A 15,251-nucleotide genomic window follows, 5' to 3' on the forward strand; every position below is an offset into this window, starting at 1 on the left:
AAAGCCGCCGGCCGCCCATGGCCGGGATACTGGACCCTGCCATGCTACGAATCACCGAACTGAAGCTGCCCCTGGACCATCCTGACGAAGCGTTGCGCGAAGCCATCGTCCAGCGCCTGGGCATCCGCGACGAGCAACTGCTCAGCTTCAACCTGTTCAAGCGCAGCTACGATGCGCGCAAGAAGAACAGCGAACTGCTGTTCATCTACACCATCGACCTGGAAGCCAGCAACGAGGCCGAGCTGCTCAGCAAGTTCGCTGATGATCGCAACATCGGCCCTGCGCCAGATGTCACCTACAAGTTCGTCGGCCAGGCCCCGGCAGGTCTGCAGGAGCGCCCGATTGTGGTCGGTTTCGGCCCGTGCGGCATCTTTGCCGGCCTGTTGCTGGCACAGATGGGCTTCAAGCCGATCATCCTCGAACGCGGCAAGGAAGTGCGCCAGCGCACCAAGGACACCTGGGGCCTGTGGCGTAAAAGCGTGCTCAACCCTGAGTCCAACGTGCAGTTCGGTGAAGGCGGCGCCGGCACCTTCTCCGACGGCAAGCTCTACAGCCAGATCAAGGATCCGCAACACCACGGCCGCAAAGTGCTGGAAGAATTCGTCAAGGCCGGTGCGCCGGACGAAATCCTGTACATCAACAAGCCGCACATCGGCACCTTCCGCCTCACCGGCATGGTCGAACAGATGCGCCAGGACATGATCGCCCTGGGAGCCGAAGTGCGCTTCCAGGAAAAGGTCACCGACCTGTTGATCGAAGATGGCCAACTGACAGGTGTCGTGCTTGAGAGCGGCGAACAGCTGCACTCTCGCCATGTGGTATTGGCCCTGGGCCACAGCGCCCGCGACACCTTCCGCATGTTGCATGCCAAAGGTGTCTACATGGAAGCCAAGCCGTTCTCGGTGGGCTTCCGTATCGAGCACCCACAAACGTTGATCGACAAGGCACGCCTGGGCAAGTACGCCGGCCACCCGAAACTGGGTGCTGCCGATTACAAGCTGGTGTATCACGCCAAAAATGGCCGCTCGGTGTACAGCTTCTGCATGTGTCCGGGTGGCACCGTGGTCGCGGCCACCAGCGAGCCAGGCCGAGTCGTCACCAACGGCATGAGCCAGTATTCGCGTAACGAGCGCAACGCCAACTCCGGCATCGTCGTCGGCATCGACCCCGAGCGCGACTACCCGGGTGGCCCGTTGGCCGGTATCGAACTGCAGGAGCGCCTGGAAGCGCACGCCTATGTAATGGGCGGCAGCAACTACCAGGCACCGGCGCAACTGGTGGGTGACTTTGTCGCCGGCCGGCCCTCCACCGCACTGGGCAGTGTCGAGCCGTCCTACAAGCCAGGTGTGACCTTGGGAGACCTGGCACCGAGCCTGCCGGACTTCGCCATCGAGGCGATCCGTGAGGCACTGCCGGCGTTCGACCGGCAGATCAAGGGCTATAACCTGCATGATGCGGTGTTGACCGGAATCGAGACGCGTACCTCGTCGCCACTGCGGATTACCCGGGGTGAGGATTACCAGAGCCTGAACCTCAAGGGGCTGTTCCCGGCGGGTGAAGGGGCTGGGTATGCGGGCGGGATCCTGTCAGCCGGTGTGGATGGTATTCGTATCGCCGAGGCGGTGGCGCGGGATATGCTCGGCCTCTGACTCTTTATCGACTGACAGGGCCTCTTCGCGGGTAAACCCGCTCCTACACGGAACAATGGTCCCCTGTAGGAGCGGGTTTACCCGCGAAAGGGCCCGGTCCGGCATCAGTCTATTCCAGCACCTACTCCAGACTTCCCCTCCCCCATCCTTCCCCAAATCCATCTAGGCTTGCCCTAGGCCTGTCAGCAACAACATATAACAAAAACGAATATGCTTTTTGTTTTAAGGAAGATCGTCACCGACTAGGGTGTACGCCCGTACCCTTCGTAAACTGCTCATGGAGAGCCTACAGCCCGTGCGTAGCCTGTTTACCCGTTTCTTCCAGCTCGAAGCTGCCAGCGGCCTGCTGCTGATCGCTGCCGCCGTTCTGGCCCTGATCATCAACAACTCGCCGCTGTCCTACCTGTACAACGGCTTGCTCGACGTACCCGTCGCCGTTCAGGTCGGCGCGCTGAACATCGCCAAGCCATTGCTGCTGTGGATCAACGACGGCCTGATGGCCCTGTTCTTCCTGCTCATCGGCCTGGAGGTCAAACGCGAGGTGGTCGACGGACACCTGTCCAAGCCCTCACAAGTGATCCTGCCTGCCACCGCTGCCGTGGGCGGCATGGTGGTGCCAGCGCTGATCTACTGGTTCATCAACCGTGACAACCCTGCAGCCGTGGCCGGCTGGGCCATCCCTACCGCCACCGACATCGCCTTCGCCCTCGGTGTCCTGGCCCTGCTCGGCAAACGCATCCCCGTGTCACTGAAGTTGTTCCTGATGACCCTGGCGATCATCGACGACCTGGGTGCGATCATTGTCATCGCCCTGTTCTACTCCGGCACCCTGTCGAGTGTGTCGCTGCTGCTGGCTGCAGCCTGCCTGGTGGTGCTGGTGGCGATGAACCGGCTTGGCGTGGTCAAGCTCGGCCCCTACATGATCGTTGGCCTGATCCTGTGGGTCTGCGTGCTCAAGAGTGGCGTGCATGCCACCTTGGCCGGTGTCGCACTGGCCTTGTGCATTCCGCTGCGTACACGCAATGCTGAATCGTCGCCTCTGCTGGCGCTGGAACACGCCCTGCACCCTTGGGTGGCCTATGCCATCCTGCCACTTTTCGCCTTCGCCAATGCCGGCGTTTCTCTGACAGGCATGACCTTAGACAGCTTCACCCACCCGGTGCCGATGGGCATCACGGTCGGCCTGTTGCTAGGCAAGACCGTAGGGGTTTTCGGCCTGACCTGGGTGGCGGTCAAGCTACGCCTGGCCGCACTGCCGGCAGGTGCTGGTTGGGGGCAAATATTGGGGGTAGCGATACTCTGCGGCATTGGCTTCACCATGAGCCTGTTCGTTGGCTCGCTCGCCTTCGCCCCGGGTAGCAGCGAGTACGCCGGCATGGACCGCATGGGCATTCTTACTGGTTCGTTCTTTGCCGCAGTGATCGGCTACGCCGTCACCGCAATGGCCAGCCGCAAAACCAGCGTTGCCTGACTTGGCTGAAGCATGAAAAAACCCCGACTGGCAGCAGCCATGTCGGGGTTTTGTTTTACTGCGCTACGGTCAGTGCGAAACGCGGCTGGTACCGTCAACAGTCATGATGCGCACGCGGTCGCCAACACGGAAGATTTCGTTCTCCTGCACGGCCTGCACATAGGCGCGCATGCTGCCATCATCTTCACGAACGGTAATTTCGACGCCTTGGGTACGGGTCAGGCCTTCTTCTGCTGCGGAACCCGCCAAGCCACCGGCCACGGCACCGATCACGGCGGCCACGATGCTGCCCCGGCCACCGCCCACGGCGCTGCCGGCTACGCCACCCACGATGGCACCAGCACCGCCGCCAATCGGGGTCTTGGTGCCCTCGATCTTGACCGGACGCAGGGATTCGATGGTGCCCATACGCACGGTTTGCACGCGGCGGGCTTCGTCACGGGAGTAGCTGTCACCGGTCAGGCTCGAGGCACAGCCCCCCAGCAGCAGCGACATGGTGGTAAAGGTCGCCACCAGCAAAGCGGATTTACGCATGGGTAAAGTCTCCATAAGTCAGGTGCTCATTAGACGCTGCACATTGACGGCTGTCACGGTACAAACGTAATAAAATTGTTTTCATTCAGCCGGGGTACAGCCTGCCGGGCTGTGTCGAAGGCCTTTCAAGTGAGACCAAGAATAGCCATGGATTACTTCATCGTCGTGGTCACCACCGTTACGGGACTGTATTTCCACTGGTGGCTATATGTGCGCATGCGCCGTTGGATGGACCGTGACCTGGCATTGTCGCTGGCAGGGGCTGATCCTGAAAAGCGCGCATTCATGCTGGAAAGGTTGGCGCAGGCGCGGCAGGAGAAAGTGGGGCGTAAGCAACTGGCGGAGTGGTTGGAGCGCGAGGCGGCGGGATATCCGGGGTAGCTTGATCGATGGCTGGGGCCGCTTGGTGGCCCCAGTTACTCAGGGCGCCAGCCGCTCTCGCAGCCACTGCCCATCCACCAGCCGATAGTTCAACCGGTCATGCAGGCGGCTTGCGCGCCCCTGCCAGAACTCGATGCGCTCGGGCAACAAACGGTATCCCCCCCAATGCTCAGGGCAATGCGGCTGGGTGTCGGAGAATCGCGCTTCGGTGGCCTTTACCAGGCCCTCCAGTTCCTCACGCCCGGCAATCACGCGGCTCTGTGGCGAGGCCCAGGCCCCCAGGCGGCTGCCCAGCGGGCGTACCTGGTAGTAGGCATCCGACTCCTGTGCCGTAACCTTCTGCACACGGCCTTCGATGCGTACCTGCCGCTCCAGCGCTGGCCAGAAGAAGGTCATTGCAGCAAAGGGGTTGGCTTGCAGTTGCTGGCCCTTGGCGCTGTCATAGTTGGTGAAGAAGGTGAACCCCTGCTCGTCAAGCCCCTTCAACAGCAATACACGGCAATGCGGGCGACCTTCGCCGTCCACCGTGGCCAAGGTCATGGCGTTGGCTTCCACCGGTACCTGCTCGGTTTTCACCGCATCGGCGAACCACTGGTGGAACAGGGCGAACGGCTCCCCTGGTGCCTGGGCTTCGGCCAGGCCATCACGGGTGTAGTCGCGGCGCATATCGGCCAGGGATTGGGTCATTACTGCGGTTCCTTGACGATCAGTTGGTCTTCGCAGGGCTGTTGGCAGCTACTTTCTTGTCAATAGTAGCTTTTTTGGCTGCTGGCTTGGCCGGTGCAGCTTTCTTCTTGGCTGCAGTCTTCGCAGGTGTCTTGGCCTTGGCTACAGGTTTCTTCGCCGCAGTTTTGGCAGCCGGCTTGCTGCCAGCGGCCTTGGCGGCTGGCGCCTTGGCATCCTGCACTGCCACCATCGAGGCTGGGGCGGGTGCGGGGGTGGCCTGCTGGTATTTGGCCAAGAGTGCGACCATGGTGTTCTGTGGGGTCAGCAACATTTCCACCCGGCGGTTCAGGGCGCGCCCCTCGGCGCTGTCGTTGGCAGCGCGCGGCATCACCGAGCCCATGCCCTTGAGGGTCAGGCGGTCACGCTGCAGGCCACTGAGGCGGAAGATGGCCGATACCGACGCGGCGCGCTCCAGGCTGAGCTTCTGGTTGACAACGGCGGCGCCGCTGCTGTCGGCATGGCCCAGTACCAGCACGGCAGTTTTGGGGTCGCCTTCGACAGTCTTGGCGACGCGGGTAATCGGGCCCAGGGACATGGGCAGCAGCATGTTCGGGCGATCAGGATTGTACGAGCTGTCCACCGGCAGGGTTACCGCCAGCACATTGTCGCGACGCTCCAGCTCCAGCTTGCTGTCCTTGATCGCTTCACGCAGCTTGGGCTCGTATTCGTCCAGCCAGGCCTGGGTGGCCTTCTGGTCAATCTTCGGCACCACCGGTCCCTTGGCTTGCTTGTCCTCACCACCAAACGGCCACCACCAGCGGCTGGCGCTTTCGGATTTGGCATCGGCTTTGGCCACCTTTTCAGTGACGGCTGACTTCACTTGCTGCTCGGCAACCTTGTCCGAACCGAAAGGCCACCAGCTGGAACCACCTTCCTTGGAGCCGTCCGGGGAGTGGCTGGCGCAGCCGGTAACGGCGGTCAGGCACAGGGCGAGTGCTAAGGTTTTATGTGAAGACATCAGCGATACACCATGAAATAGAAAGATATTTTGCCTACGAACTTCAGGCGTTGGCATTGAGGATAGTCAAAGGGGTGTGGCAATACCCGCATTACCCGATCAAAGGCAACTGGCAAGAACGCGTACCAGTTTCTGGGCCCGTGGATCCATCAGCACGTAAGGGCCGAGGGTATTGACCACAAAACCGAAGGCCACATCATGCTCCGGGTCGGCAAAACCAACCGAACCACCGGCACCGGGGTGACCAAAGGCGCGGGCGCCGAGGCCAAATGTGGCATTCGCCACATCGGGCTGGTCGAGCATGCAGCCCAGGCCGAAACGGGTCTGGGTGAGCAAGGTACGGTCCTGGCCGAGGCTATGCTCGCGGGTCAGCTCATCGAGCAGTTCGGATTCAAGCAGGCTGCCGTCCAGCAGCCCGGCATAGAACCCCGCCAGGCTGCGTGCGTTGCCATGGCCATTGGCAGCTGGCTGCTGCATGCGCCGCCATTCCGGTTTGTTGGTGCTGGTCAGTATCGCGGGCGGGTTGGTAAAGGCCCGGGTCGACAGGGCCTCAGGCTCGCGCATGGTCACATGCAGCAAGCGTTGCGCTGCGGCATCTCCAGCATTGCCTTTGCCACGGGCGATATGCGCGACGCGGTGAAACTCTTCGTCAGCCAGGCCAACATGGAAATCCAGCCCCAACGGACGGGCGGTGCGGGCCACGATCGAGTCGCCAGGGCCACGGCCGTCGGCACGGCGAATCAGTTCGCCGATCAGCCAGCCATAGGTGATGGCGGCATAGCCGTGTTCTGTGCCTGGCGTCCACCACGATGCCTCGGCAGCCAGGGCATCGACCATGACCTGCCAGTCATACAAGGCTTCGGCCGGCAGCAGCTCACGAATGGCCGGCAAGCCGGCACGGTGGCTGAGCAGCTGGCGCAAGGTTATCGACTGCTTACCCGCCTGGGCAAACTCGGGCCAGTAGTTGGCCACCGGGGCATCGAGGGCCAGCTTACCCTCGCCGACTAGCTGCAGGGCGGTAACGGCCGCGAAGGTCTTGGTGCAGGAGAACAGGTTGGCGATGGTATCGCTGTGCCAGGCCTGCTGGCCGTCCTTGTCGGCACTGCCGGCCCACAGGTCAACGACGGTTTCGCCACCCACCTGGATGCACAGCGCGGCGCCACGCTCCTGGGGATCATCGAACAGCGCGGCAAAGGCTTCGCGCACTGCTTCGAACTTCAGCTCATAGTGACCCTGGATCTGCACCCGCTGCTCTCCGTACGACCATATCCAAAAAGGTGTGCATTGTTTCAGTAGTTGGGTGTTTTGCAAACTGGCTAGGGCCAAGTGGTCGTGACACAAGGCCCTTCTTACCTAAGTTGACTGCATCAACCTGATCTCAGGGGGCCGGCTTTTCCAGCTCGGCACGCAGCTGGTTCATGGTGTGCTGATTGCTTTTGCGCACAGCATCGACAAACCCTGGATATGGCATATCGGTAATCGCCACCAGCCCGAGGTGACCGTTCTCACCATCAAGCAGGCGACCGCTGGCCGGTTGGTCGAGGTACTGGAACCAGTGCGCGCCAACGATCATCGGCTGCGCCATGGCCGCCTTGAGGAAGTTTGCGTAGGCCGGGCCGCGATCCTCTTCCCGCGCCAGCTCCAATGGCCCCGGCCAGAACGGCCCGCGATCACGCGAGCCGAACTGGAACTCGGACACCAGCACCGGCTTGTCCAGTTCCGCCAGGCGGGCAAAGTCGTAGCCGTCCTGTGGCTTGAGGGTATAGAAGTTGAAGCTCAGCACATCGCAGAACTCGGCGCAGGCCTCGACCGCCTCCGGTGTGCTGACCGCATAACGGCCACCCAGGAGCATGTGATTGGGCGCATGCCACTTCAACGAATCGGAAATGGTCTTGAAGTAGGTCTCGGCAAATACCCGCTGGAAGTGCTGATAGTCACGCTCGATTTCCGGGTGCTCCGGGTTAGGCAACGGCGCCTCGAAGCCAGGATCTTCCATGAGTTCCCAGGCGGTCAGTTCGATGCCCCAGGCCTTGGACAGCCCCTCCTGGTTGCGATACTTGTCGCGCAACTGCTTGAGGAACGCGCGCTTGGCTGGCACGTCGGTGGTCAGGCGCAAGGTACCGTAAGCCAGGCCATAGCGGGCCTTGGGGTCGCTTCCGGGGGCAGCCCAGGCCAGCTCGTTGTCCGCAAAGTAGCCGATCAACCAAGGGTCATCACGGTGATCGCGAGCGGCAATGGCCACGGCACGCTCGGTGGCCATGGCAAACCGCGGGTCGAACGGGTCGGGCATGCGCCCCCACCAGTCCATGCCAGTGCTGATGCTGGCGTAGTCGCCCTCGATCGACAGCGGCAAGGTATATGGCATGCGTCTGGCTTGGCCAAGAGCCGGCTCGCTCCAGTTGCCAACGGTGTTGAACCCCCAGGCCTGAAGGCGGTCAAGCGCGTGCGCCTGCCAGCGGTCGGCATCCAGCGCCGGCGGTGCGCAGTCGGCTGGCTGGCCCTCCACCGCAGGCGGGCAGGGTTTGCCGTAGGCACGCTGCAGGTTGGCGGCGTAGAAGTCGAACCAGCGCCCCTGCTTGAAATTGCGCCCTTGCGACGAGGCATTGCCATCGTCGTTGTTGCTTTCGCCATAGAACGCGGCCAGTGCATCGCCCTCGGCGGGCAGGGCCTTGAACATGCCTTCGCGCCCGGCGACATACGTACGCCCGCCGTCTGCCGCCACGGCATTCACCCCCAGCGAATAGAACGGGTGCCCATCCGGCGTTACCAGATACCAGCGGCCATCACGTTTTTCAGTGCGAAAGAAGCCCTTGGCTGCAAAGGCCGGCCCGCCCACCAGGCCGCCGTAAGCGTCCAACTGCTGCTTGCTGCGCTCCGCCAACCAGCCCTTGAGCTGTTGCTGTTCACGGGTATTGGCCGCCTTGAGCTGCTCGTCACTGGATACCTTCTCGGGCCAGGTCCCGCGAGTCGACTGGCCATAGGCATCAATCAGCTCGTGATAGGCCGCCCTGTACGCCTGGTCGTCATCCTGAATACCGACACGCTCGATCAACAGGCTCTGCGCCACCTTGGGGCTGGGGATGCTCAGGCTGACCGAGGTCACCTGCTTGAGGTCGACTGCACCGGCACTGCTGGTCAAAAGAACGCGCTGACCACCATGGTTCCAGGGCATCGGCGGGCCGGCGCGCATGCCCTGGCTCAGAGGTGAGCGGGCCGTCAACGGCACCATCACGGTTTGCGCGGGGCCAGCGGGCAGGTCGATACGGCTGGTCAAGGTGCGCCCATCGCTGCCTTGCACCGTAACATCCACGGTCAATGCCCAATCCATGGCACTTTGCAGGCGCAAGGTCAGGAACTGCCCCGCAGACCAGTCCCACACCCCGCTCTGCGGGCTCAGGCGAAGGGTCGGCTGCTGCGCCGGGTTGAACACCACACGCCGCAACACTTCGCCCTCGGCCGTTTGTTCCGCGTTGTACTGCGGCATGCCGGCATCCACGGTCGCCACATTGACCACCGAGGCCGGGCGCACGAAGCTGAACAGCGTTTGCTGCTCGGCCAGCAAGGGCGAACTGCACAGCAAGGCGAAAACAGCGGGCAGGGTGCGGCGGATCATAAGGCGGGGGCTCTCCTTCAAGACCCTGACGGGCCCAAGACGAGTAATGGACAATGCGCCGGAGCAAGTGCTCCGGCGATCAGGAAATTTCCCGCCGGAACGGCGGTAGCGCATTGAGAATAGCCTTGCCGTAACGCTGCGTGACCAAGCGCCGGTCAAGCAAGGTGATGACGCCGCGATCCTGCTCGGTACGCAGAAGGCGACCGCAGGCCTGGATCAGCTTCAACGAGGCGTCGGGCACGGCAATTTCCATGAACGGGTTACCGCCACGTGCCTCGATCCACTCGGCCAGCGCAGCTTCGACCGGGTCGTCGGGCACAGCAAAGGGAATCTTGGCGATGACGACGTGCTCGCAATACGCACCCGGCAGGTCGACACCTTCGGCAAAGCTGGCCAAGCCAAACAGCACGCTGTGCTGGCCATCGTCGACCCTCGCCTTGTGCTTGTTCAGGGTTTCCTGCTTTGAAAGGTTGCCCTGGATGAGCACCAGCTTGCGCCAGTCACGGTCCAGACCATCAAACACATCCTGCATCTGTTTGCGTGACGAGAACAACACCAGCGCGCCACGGGCATCTTCGACGATGTTCGGCAGCTCGCGGATGATCGCTGCAGTGTGCGCCGTAGCATCGCGGGGGTCGGCCTTCAGGTCGGGGACCCGCAAAAGACCGGCATCGCCATGCACAAACGGGCTGGGCACCACACAAGTGACGGCATCGCGCGGCAACCCCGAACGCATGCGGAAACGGTCGAACTTGCCCAGCGCTGTCAATGTCGCCGAAGTCACAAGCGCACCGTGCGCCACGCTCCACAGGCTGCGCCGCAGCATTTCTGCGGCGAGGATAGGGCTGGCGTTGACTTCGATGTCGAACAGCGCGCCACTCTCGGCCAAGGTCAGCCAGCGCGCCATGGGCGGGCTGTCTTCCGGGTCTTCGGCAGTGAAGGCCGTCCACAGCTCCCAGTTGCCCTGGGCACGGGTGACCAGGCTGCCGAACAGCGGATACCACTCTTCGGCCTGATGGCTGGCGATGCCGATGTTGACCTCACCGTCCATGCCTTCCTTGAGCAGGTCAGCCAGGCGGGTGAACAGATCGTTGAGGCGGGCAAAGCCCTTTTTCAGTTCGATGCCCACTTCGCGAATCTGCTCCGGCACCACCCCACCCTCGAAACGGTAACGCGGGCGTTCACGGCCTTCGGTGTCCTCGCTGGGACGGAAGTCGGCCACCTGTTCACAAAGGGTGAACATGAACTGCTGCTGGGTGCGTACTTCTCGCGCCAGCTCCGGCACCTGCTCGATGTACTTGCCCAGGTCGCCGGGCAGCGGATGCTGGGCCAGCAATTTGGTCAGGTTCTTGGCGGTCTGTTCCAGCCAGTCGGCGGTGGAACGCAGCCGCGAATAATGGGCGAAATGGCCGATGGCCTTGTCTGGCAGATGATGGCCTTCGTCGAACACGTACATGGTATCGCGCGGGTCGGGTAACACCGCACCGCCACCCAGGGCCAGGTCGGCCAGGACCATGTCGTGGTTGGTGACGATCACATCGACCTTGCCCATGCCTTCGCGGGCCTTGTAGAACACGCACTGCTGGAAGTTGGGGCAGTGGCGGCCGGTGCACTGGCTGTGGTCGGTGGTCAGCCGTGCCCAGTCCTGGTCTTCCAGTGCCTCTGGCCAGCTGTCACGGTCACCGTCCCAGCGGTTGCCGGCAAGCTTCTCGATCATGCTGTTGAACAGCTTCTGGCTGCGCTCGTCGACTTCGATACGGAAGCCTTCTTCCTCGAACAACTGAGCCGTGGCTGACTGGGCGTGGCCTTCCTGTAACAGGATGTCGAGCTTGGACAGGCACAGATAGCGGCCACGGCCCTTGGCCAGGGCGAAGCTGAAGTTGAGGCCGCTGCTGCGCATCAGGTCGGGCAGGTCCTTGAAGACGATCTGCTCTTGCAGGGCCACGGTGGCCGTGGCGATCACAAGGCGTTTGCCGGCGGCCTTGGCCGCCGGGATGGCAGCCAGGCTGTAGGCTACCGTCTTGCCGGTACCGGTGCCCGCTTCCACGGCCACCACGGCAGGCTCGCCAGCGCGGCGGCCTTCATCGTCGCAGGCAATGTCGCCAAGCACTTTGGCCACTTCGGCGATCATCAGGCGTTGGCCATAGCGCGGCTTGAGGCTCTTGGCTTCGAGAAAACGCGAATAGGCGCCCTGGATAGTGGCTTTGAGTTCGTTGCTGATCATGGTCTGCAGGCGCCCGGAGGGCTGGATATATTTTCAGTGTTTCGCATGGGGCGGCTATCATACCCCGCTATTGCCCTTTCTGCCGCATGGAGATCCGAATGCTCGCCTTTGCCCTGCCCTACACACTGCATGTTCTGGCCGCCCTGGTATGGGTCGGCGGCATGTTCTTCGCCTGGCTGGTGCTGCGCCCGGCAACGGTTGCAGCCCTGGAAGGGCCTGCCCGCCTGCGCTTGTGGGTGGAAGTTTTCCGACGCTTCTTCGGCTGGGTCTGGCTGGCGGTGGCGATTTTGGCGATAAGTGGTATCGGCATGTTGCACATGCGCTTCAGCGGTTTCGAAACGGCGCCCCGGTACGTGCACGTAATGATAGGTGGCGGGATCGCCATGCTTGCCTTGTTCATGCGCATTCAGGCGTTGCTGCTGCCGGAATTGAAGGCAGCAGTACAGGCCGAGGACTGGCCGACGGGGGCGGCGGTACTGGGGCGCATTCGGCGGATGGTGGGTATCAATCTGCTGCTGGGGCTGGCCGTGGTTGCGGTGGCCAGTTCGCGGCTGGTGATCTGACAGGTTCTGCGCGCAACCTGTAGCGAAGCCGGCGCCACGGTGAATGTCACCGGCGTTGCCGGTGTTCGCGGGCAAGCCCCCGTCAGCATGGGGCCGCAGTGAGAATCAGAGCCGCTGCAAGATCAGTTCAGCCGCGGCGCCTTCCGCGCACGGGGAATGGACATCACATGGAAGATACCCGTCAACAGTATTTGCAAACGGTCAAACCAGCGGTGACTGCGTCCGCGCAGGCTGCGATTGAAGAACAGCACTTCAAGCAGGTGCAGGCCCAACAAGACGATGCCAGCAGCATTGATCAGCAGATTGAAGGGCAAGGGTTGTGGCATCAACTGATTGAACAACACCACCCCCCAGAAAGCGACCGTCAGGACCTTGCCCAGGCCCAGGATGAACTTCATACCCCCGCCCCTATCGATTGTTCTCATGTCGAGGCAGCCTGATCGAGCAAACCATGCGAACAGCATTCACGGTAATGCCAAGGCAGGCGCCAACACCACTCAGTTGAGGTGCAGTTCCACCCGTCGGTTGCGCGCACGGCCCTCGTCGGTTTCGTTGTCGGTAACCGGCTCGCTTTCCCCGCGGCCCTGGCTAGTGACCTTGCCCATCTCCAGGCCCTGCCCAATCAAGTACTCGGCCACGCTGCTGGCGCGGCGTTCGGAAAGTGCCTGGTTGTAGCTGTCGGAGCCCACACTGTCGGTGTGCCCTATCACACGGACCTTGGCCACCGTCGGTGAATTGAGTTTCGCCACCAGGCCTTGCAGACGTTGCTGGGCCGCCGGCGTCAGTTCGGCGGAGTCGAAGGCGAACATCACCGCACTGTTGTCATCGAGGGTGATCACCTCTGGTGAGGGTTCGGGAGCACTGGCAGGTGGCGCGACCGGGTACTGTTTCAGTGGGCAACCCATGTGGTCGACCGCCGTGTTGGCAGGGGTCTCGGGGCAGTGATCACGTCGGTCGAAAATGCCGTCACCATCTTCGTCACCGTCCTGGGCGTAACAAATCAGCCCCCCGGCGATGGCGCCCAAGGCACCACCACCGGCAGCCCAGGAAGAACTCTCGATGGCGCCAAGGCCACCACCGACCAAGCCGCCCAGCAGGCTGCAGATGGGCCAGGTCCTTTGGTTGAGGGGCGCGCTGCCATCACTGTGCGTGGCACAGCCCGCGAGCAGGCTGGCAGCCACCAACAGCGGCAATGCCGCCTTCGACGTCACACTCATGCTGAATGCTCCTGTGTCATTGGCCACAAACGGCTGGCCGGCATGAAGACGCGCCCGTGCCACTGCTCAAGGCACGGGCGCAGGCCGCCTTACCGCTGGATCTTGATCTCGGTACGACGGTTCATGGCACGCCCTTCGGCCGTGGCGTTGTCTGCCACCGGCTGGGTTTCACCCGCGCCGACCACCGAAACGAAGCTGCTGCGCGGTACACCGCTTTCGACCAGATAATCGGTCACCGAATGGGCGCGTCGCTCGGACAGTTTCTGGTTGTAACTGTCGGAACCGACGCTGTCGGTATGGCCGCTGACGCTAAGGCGGGCAGATGGCGCTTCCTGCTTCAGGCGCGTGGCAATGGTATTGAGGCGCTCTTTGTCACTGGCAGTCAGGCGCGCAGAATCGAACTCGAAGTGCACATCACGGATGACAATGACTTCTTCCTTCTGCACCACCACTTCTTCGACCACCGCGACCGGCTCAGGCGGGCATCCGTTGGCATCGACCTGCACACCACGCGGGGTGCCAGGGCATTTGTCACGGCTGTCGGGCACGCCGTCGCCATCCTCGTCGCCATCGCCGTGGGCCCAGCAATAGCCCGCCGCCAGGCCACCGCCCAGCAACGCACCCCAGCCAGCCCAGCTGGAACTTTCGATGGCGCCCAGGGCGGCGCCGCCTACACCCCCGACGGCGGCACATTTCGGCCAGTCGGTTTTTTGCAAACCTGCACAACCAGTCAACACACTGGTGAGCAGTACCAGGGGTATCGCTGTGCGTACTATGCTCATTTCATTGCTTCTCCTAGGGGGAATCGGCATAAGACCGATCTCTGGGAGTAAAGACCGCTCATCCCAACCCTGCCAGCAATAAGCTACGACACGGCCACAAGCCTCTTTGCCCGCACGCCGCAGCCCGCTAGTCTTGGACGACTAGAACGAGGAATGGCAATGACCGAAGGTTTTTCCAAACGCACCCCTCAACAGGCCCTGGCAGCCCTGCTCGAGCGCTTCACTCCGCAACGCCTGCTTCTGGTAGGTACGCGCTTTCCGGCGCTGGACGCCTTCGCCCAGGCGCACCCCCAGGTGACCATCGACATCGCCGCCCCTGGCCCGCTGCCGGCCGAACTGGCTGCCCAGCGCTTTGACCTGGCGGTACTGGTGGACTGCCTGGAACACTTGCCCAAGCGCACCGGCCTGGAGCTGCTCGGCGGCATTCGCAACCTCAATGCCAGCCGCGTTGCAGTGCTGGCCGACCTGGCCGCCTGCGGCTGGCAGGACACCGACTTTTTCGCCCTGGCCTTGTCGGCCAGCGAGAAATTCTGCCGTGACCAACAGGTTTTGAGCCTGTTCACCTATGATCTACATGACTATAAGCAGGTCCCGGACTGGCTCAACGCCAGGTTCTGGGCCAACCCTGAAAACTTTGGCAAGTACTGGTGGTGATGATGAGTGTCTCGGTCTGCCCTTGTGGCAGTGGCAACCTGCTTGACGCCTGCTGCGGGCATTACCATGCCGGTACCCCGGCACCGGATGCCCAGGCCCTGATGCGCTCACGCTACAGTGCATACGTGCTGGGCCTGGTCGACTACCTGGTAGCCACCACCCTGCCGGTTCAGCAAGCCGACCTGGACCGTGCTGCCATGGCCGACTGGAGTGCACAGAGCACCTGGCTGGGCCTGGAGGTGGAAAGCGCAGAAGTGCTGGGCGGCCAGCCGGAACACGGCTTCGTCACCTTCACCGCGCGCTGGCACGACCAGGACGGCGATCATCAGCACCGTGAACGCTCGGCCTTCGTCCAGCATGCCGGGCGCTGGTACTTCATCGACCCGACGGTCGGGCTGAAGGCCGGGCGCAACGACCCCTGCCCTTGCGCCAGCGGGCACAAATTCAAGAAATGCTGCGCCAGCTACGTAGGGAACTGA

At 62.6% G+C, this 15,251-nt stretch carries 15 protein-coding genes; 6 read left to right on the forward strand and 9 right to left on the reverse strand.

What is annotated here, in order from left to right:
• Window positions 1-41: 41 nt before the first annotated feature.
• Window positions 42-1,649 carry an NAD(P)/FAD-dependent oxidoreductase gene (locus tag ACF8EA_RS25375; RefSeq protein WP_019750617.1) on the forward strand — a complete coding sequence of 536 codons (1,608 nt, stop codon included), beginning with the start codon at window positions 42-44 and terminating at the stop codon, window positions 1,647-1,649.
• Between the two features lie 277 nt (window positions 1,650-1,926).
• On the forward strand, window positions 1,927-3,120 hold the full coding sequence (nhaA, locus tag ACF8EA_RS25380) for a Na+/H+ antiporter NhaA (protein WP_028697988.1): 1,194 nt from the start codon (window positions 1,927-1,929) through the stop codon (window positions 3,118-3,120).
• A gap of 69 nt (window positions 3,121-3,189) precedes the next feature.
• Here nhaA and ACF8EA_RS25385 read toward each other — a convergent pair whose 3' ends face one another.
• On the reverse strand, window positions 3,190-3,654 hold the full coding sequence (locus ACF8EA_RS25385) for a glycine zipper 2TM domain-containing protein (protein ID WP_009684613.1): 465 nt from the start codon (window positions 3,652-3,654) through the stop codon (window positions 3,190-3,192).
• A gap of 147 nt (window positions 3,655-3,801) precedes the next feature.
• Here ACF8EA_RS25385 and ACF8EA_RS25390 point away from each other — a divergent pair, with 147 nt between their 5' ends.
• Window positions 3,802-4,035, forward strand: coding sequence for a hypothetical protein (locus ACF8EA_RS25390; RefSeq protein WP_021785838.1), 234 nt, complete (start codon window positions 3,802-3,804; stop codon window positions 4,033-4,035).
• A gap of 39 nt (window positions 4,036-4,074) precedes the next feature.
• Here the strand turns inward: ACF8EA_RS25390 and pdxH are convergent, their stop codons facing one another.
• The 5 genes from pdxH to dinG all read right to left on the reverse strand — a co-directional run bounded on the left by pdxH (window position 4,075) and on the right by dinG (window position 11,556).
• The gene (gene pdxH, locus ACF8EA_RS25395; protein WP_003254885.1) at window positions 4,075-4,722 is read right to left on the reverse strand and encodes a pyridoxamine 5'-phosphate oxidase; all 648 of its coding nucleotides are present in this window, start codon (window positions 4,720-4,722) and stop codon (window positions 4,075-4,077) included.
• 19 nt (window positions 4,723-4,741) lie between these two features.
• Window positions 4,742-5,719 (reverse strand): OmpA family protein, encoded by a 978-nt coding sequence (locus ACF8EA_RS25400; protein WP_367250716.1) that lies wholly within the window; start codon window positions 5,717-5,719, stop codon window positions 4,742-4,744.
• Window positions 5,720-5,818: 99 nt separating this feature from the next.
• Window positions 5,819-6,964, reverse strand: coding sequence for a serine hydrolase domain-containing protein (locus tag ACF8EA_RS25405; protein ID WP_392523660.1), 1,146 nt, complete (start codon window positions 6,962-6,964; stop codon window positions 5,819-5,821).
• 133 nt (window positions 6,965-7,097) lie between these two features.
• Window positions 7,098-9,332, reverse strand: a complete 2,235-nt coding sequence (locus ACF8EA_RS25410) for a beta-galactosidase (protein WP_028697987.1) — start codon at window positions 9,330-9,332, stop codon at window positions 7,098-7,100.
• A gap of 79 nt (window positions 9,333-9,411) precedes the next feature.
• Window positions 9,412-11,556 (reverse strand): ATP-dependent DNA helicase DinG, encoded by a 2,145-nt coding sequence (gene dinG / locus ACF8EA_RS25415; protein WP_084850150.1) that lies wholly within the window; start codon window positions 11,554-11,556, stop codon window positions 9,412-9,414.
• A 98-nt stretch (window positions 11,557-11,654) separates the two neighbouring features.
• Between dinG and ACF8EA_RS25420 the strand changes: the two genes are divergently transcribed.
• On the forward strand, window positions 11,655-12,119 hold the full coding sequence (locus tag ACF8EA_RS25420; RefSeq protein ID WP_021785832.1) for a CopD family protein: 465 nt from the start codon (window positions 11,655-11,657) through the stop codon (window positions 12,117-12,119).
• A 122-nt stretch (window positions 12,120-12,241) separates the two neighbouring features.
• Here the strand turns inward: ACF8EA_RS25420 and ACF8EA_RS25425 are convergent, their stop codons facing one another.
• The 3 genes from ACF8EA_RS25425 to ACF8EA_RS25435 all read right to left on the reverse strand — a co-directional run bounded on the left by ACF8EA_RS25425 (window position 12,242) and on the right by ACF8EA_RS25435 (window position 14,118).
• The gene (locus ACF8EA_RS25425; protein ID WP_021785831.1) at window positions 12,242-12,517 is read right to left on the reverse strand and encodes a DUF1145 domain-containing protein; all 276 of its coding nucleotides are present in this window, start codon (window positions 12,515-12,517) and stop codon (window positions 12,242-12,244) included.
• Window positions 12,518-12,616: 99 nt separating this feature from the next.
• Window positions 12,617-13,336, reverse strand: coding sequence for an OmpA family protein (locus ACF8EA_RS25430; RefSeq protein ID WP_392523662.1), 720 nt, complete (start codon window positions 13,334-13,336; stop codon window positions 12,617-12,619).
• Window positions 13,337-13,425: 89 nt separating this feature from the next.
• Window positions 13,426-14,118: an OmpA family protein gene (locus ACF8EA_RS25435; protein ID WP_003254894.1), complete on the reverse strand. Its 693-nt coding sequence runs from the start codon at window positions 14,116-14,118 to the stop codon at window positions 13,426-13,428.
• Window positions 14,119-14,277: 159 nt separating this feature from the next.
• On the opposite strand from ACF8EA_RS25435, the gene ACF8EA_RS25440 reads away from it, so the two are divergent.
• Window positions 14,278-14,772, forward strand: a complete 495-nt coding sequence (locus ACF8EA_RS25440) for a DUF6231 family protein (protein WP_021785828.1) — start codon at window positions 14,278-14,280, stop codon at window positions 14,770-14,772.
• A 2-nt stretch (window positions 14,773-14,774) separates the two neighbouring features.
• Entirely contained in the window at window positions 14,775-15,251 is a 477-nt protein-coding gene (locus ACF8EA_RS25445; protein ID WP_021785827.1) for a YchJ family protein, read from the forward strand.

This window comes from Pseudomonas sp. YQ_5 (genome assembly GCF_043103305.1).
Taxonomy (GTDB): domain Bacteria; phylum Pseudomonadota; class Gammaproteobacteria; order Pseudomonadales; family Pseudomonadaceae; genus Aquipseudomonas; species Aquipseudomonas putida_Y.

Excerpts from the sequence above, each read along its gene's own strand:
- ACF8EA_RS25420 (WP_021785832.1), top strand. The coding sequence starts at position 11,655 with ATGCTCGCCTTTGCCCTGCCCTACACACTGCATGTTCTGGCCGCCCTG.
- ACF8EA_RS25445 (WP_021785827.1), top strand. The coding sequence starts at position 14,775 with ATGAGTGTCTCGGTCTGCCCTTGTGGCAGTGGCAACCTGCTTGACGCC.
- ACF8EA_RS25430 (WP_392523662.1), bottom strand. The coding sequence starts at position 13,336 with ATGAGTGTGACGTCGAAGGCGGCATTGCCGCTGTTGGTGGCTGCCAGC.
- ACF8EA_RS25375 (WP_019750617.1), top strand. The coding sequence starts at position 42 with ATGCTACGAATCACCGAACTGAAGCTGCCCCTGGACCATCCTGACGAA.
- ACF8EA_RS25435 (WP_003254894.1), bottom strand. The coding sequence starts at position 14,118 with ATGAGCATAGTACGCACAGCGATACCCCTGGTACTGCTCACCAGTGTG.
- dinG (WP_084850150.1), bottom strand. The coding sequence starts at position 11,556 with ATGATCAGCAACGAACTCAAAGCCACTATCCAGGGCGCCTATTCGCGT.
- nhaA (WP_028697988.1), top strand. The coding sequence starts at position 1,927 with ATGGAGAGCCTACAGCCCGTGCGTAGCCTGTTTACCCGTTTCTTCCAG.
- ACF8EA_RS25400 (WP_367250716.1), bottom strand. The coding sequence starts at position 5,719 with ATGTCTTCACATAAAACCTTAGCACTCGCCCTGTGCCTGACCGCCGTT.
- ACF8EA_RS25425 (WP_021785831.1), bottom strand. The coding sequence starts at position 12,517 with ATGAAGTTCATCCTGGGCCTGGGCAAGGTCCTGACGGTCGCTTTCTGG.
- ACF8EA_RS25385 (WP_009684613.1), bottom strand. The coding sequence starts at position 3,654 with ATGCGTAAATCCGCTTTGCTGGTGGCGACCTTTACCACCATGTCGCTG.
- ACF8EA_RS25390 (WP_021785838.1), top strand. The coding sequence starts at position 3,802 with ATGGATTACTTCATCGTCGTGGTCACCACCGTTACGGGACTGTATTTC.
- pdxH (WP_003254885.1), bottom strand. The coding sequence starts at position 4,722 with ATGACCCAATCCCTGGCCGATATGCGCCGCGACTACACCCGTGATGGC.
- ACF8EA_RS25410 (WP_028697987.1), bottom strand. The coding sequence starts at position 9,332 with ATGATCCGCCGCACCCTGCCCGCTGTTTTCGCCTTGCTGTGCAGTTCG.
- ACF8EA_RS25440 (WP_021785828.1), top strand. The coding sequence starts at position 14,278 with ATGACCGAAGGTTTTTCCAAACGCACCCCTCAACAGGCCCTGGCAGCC.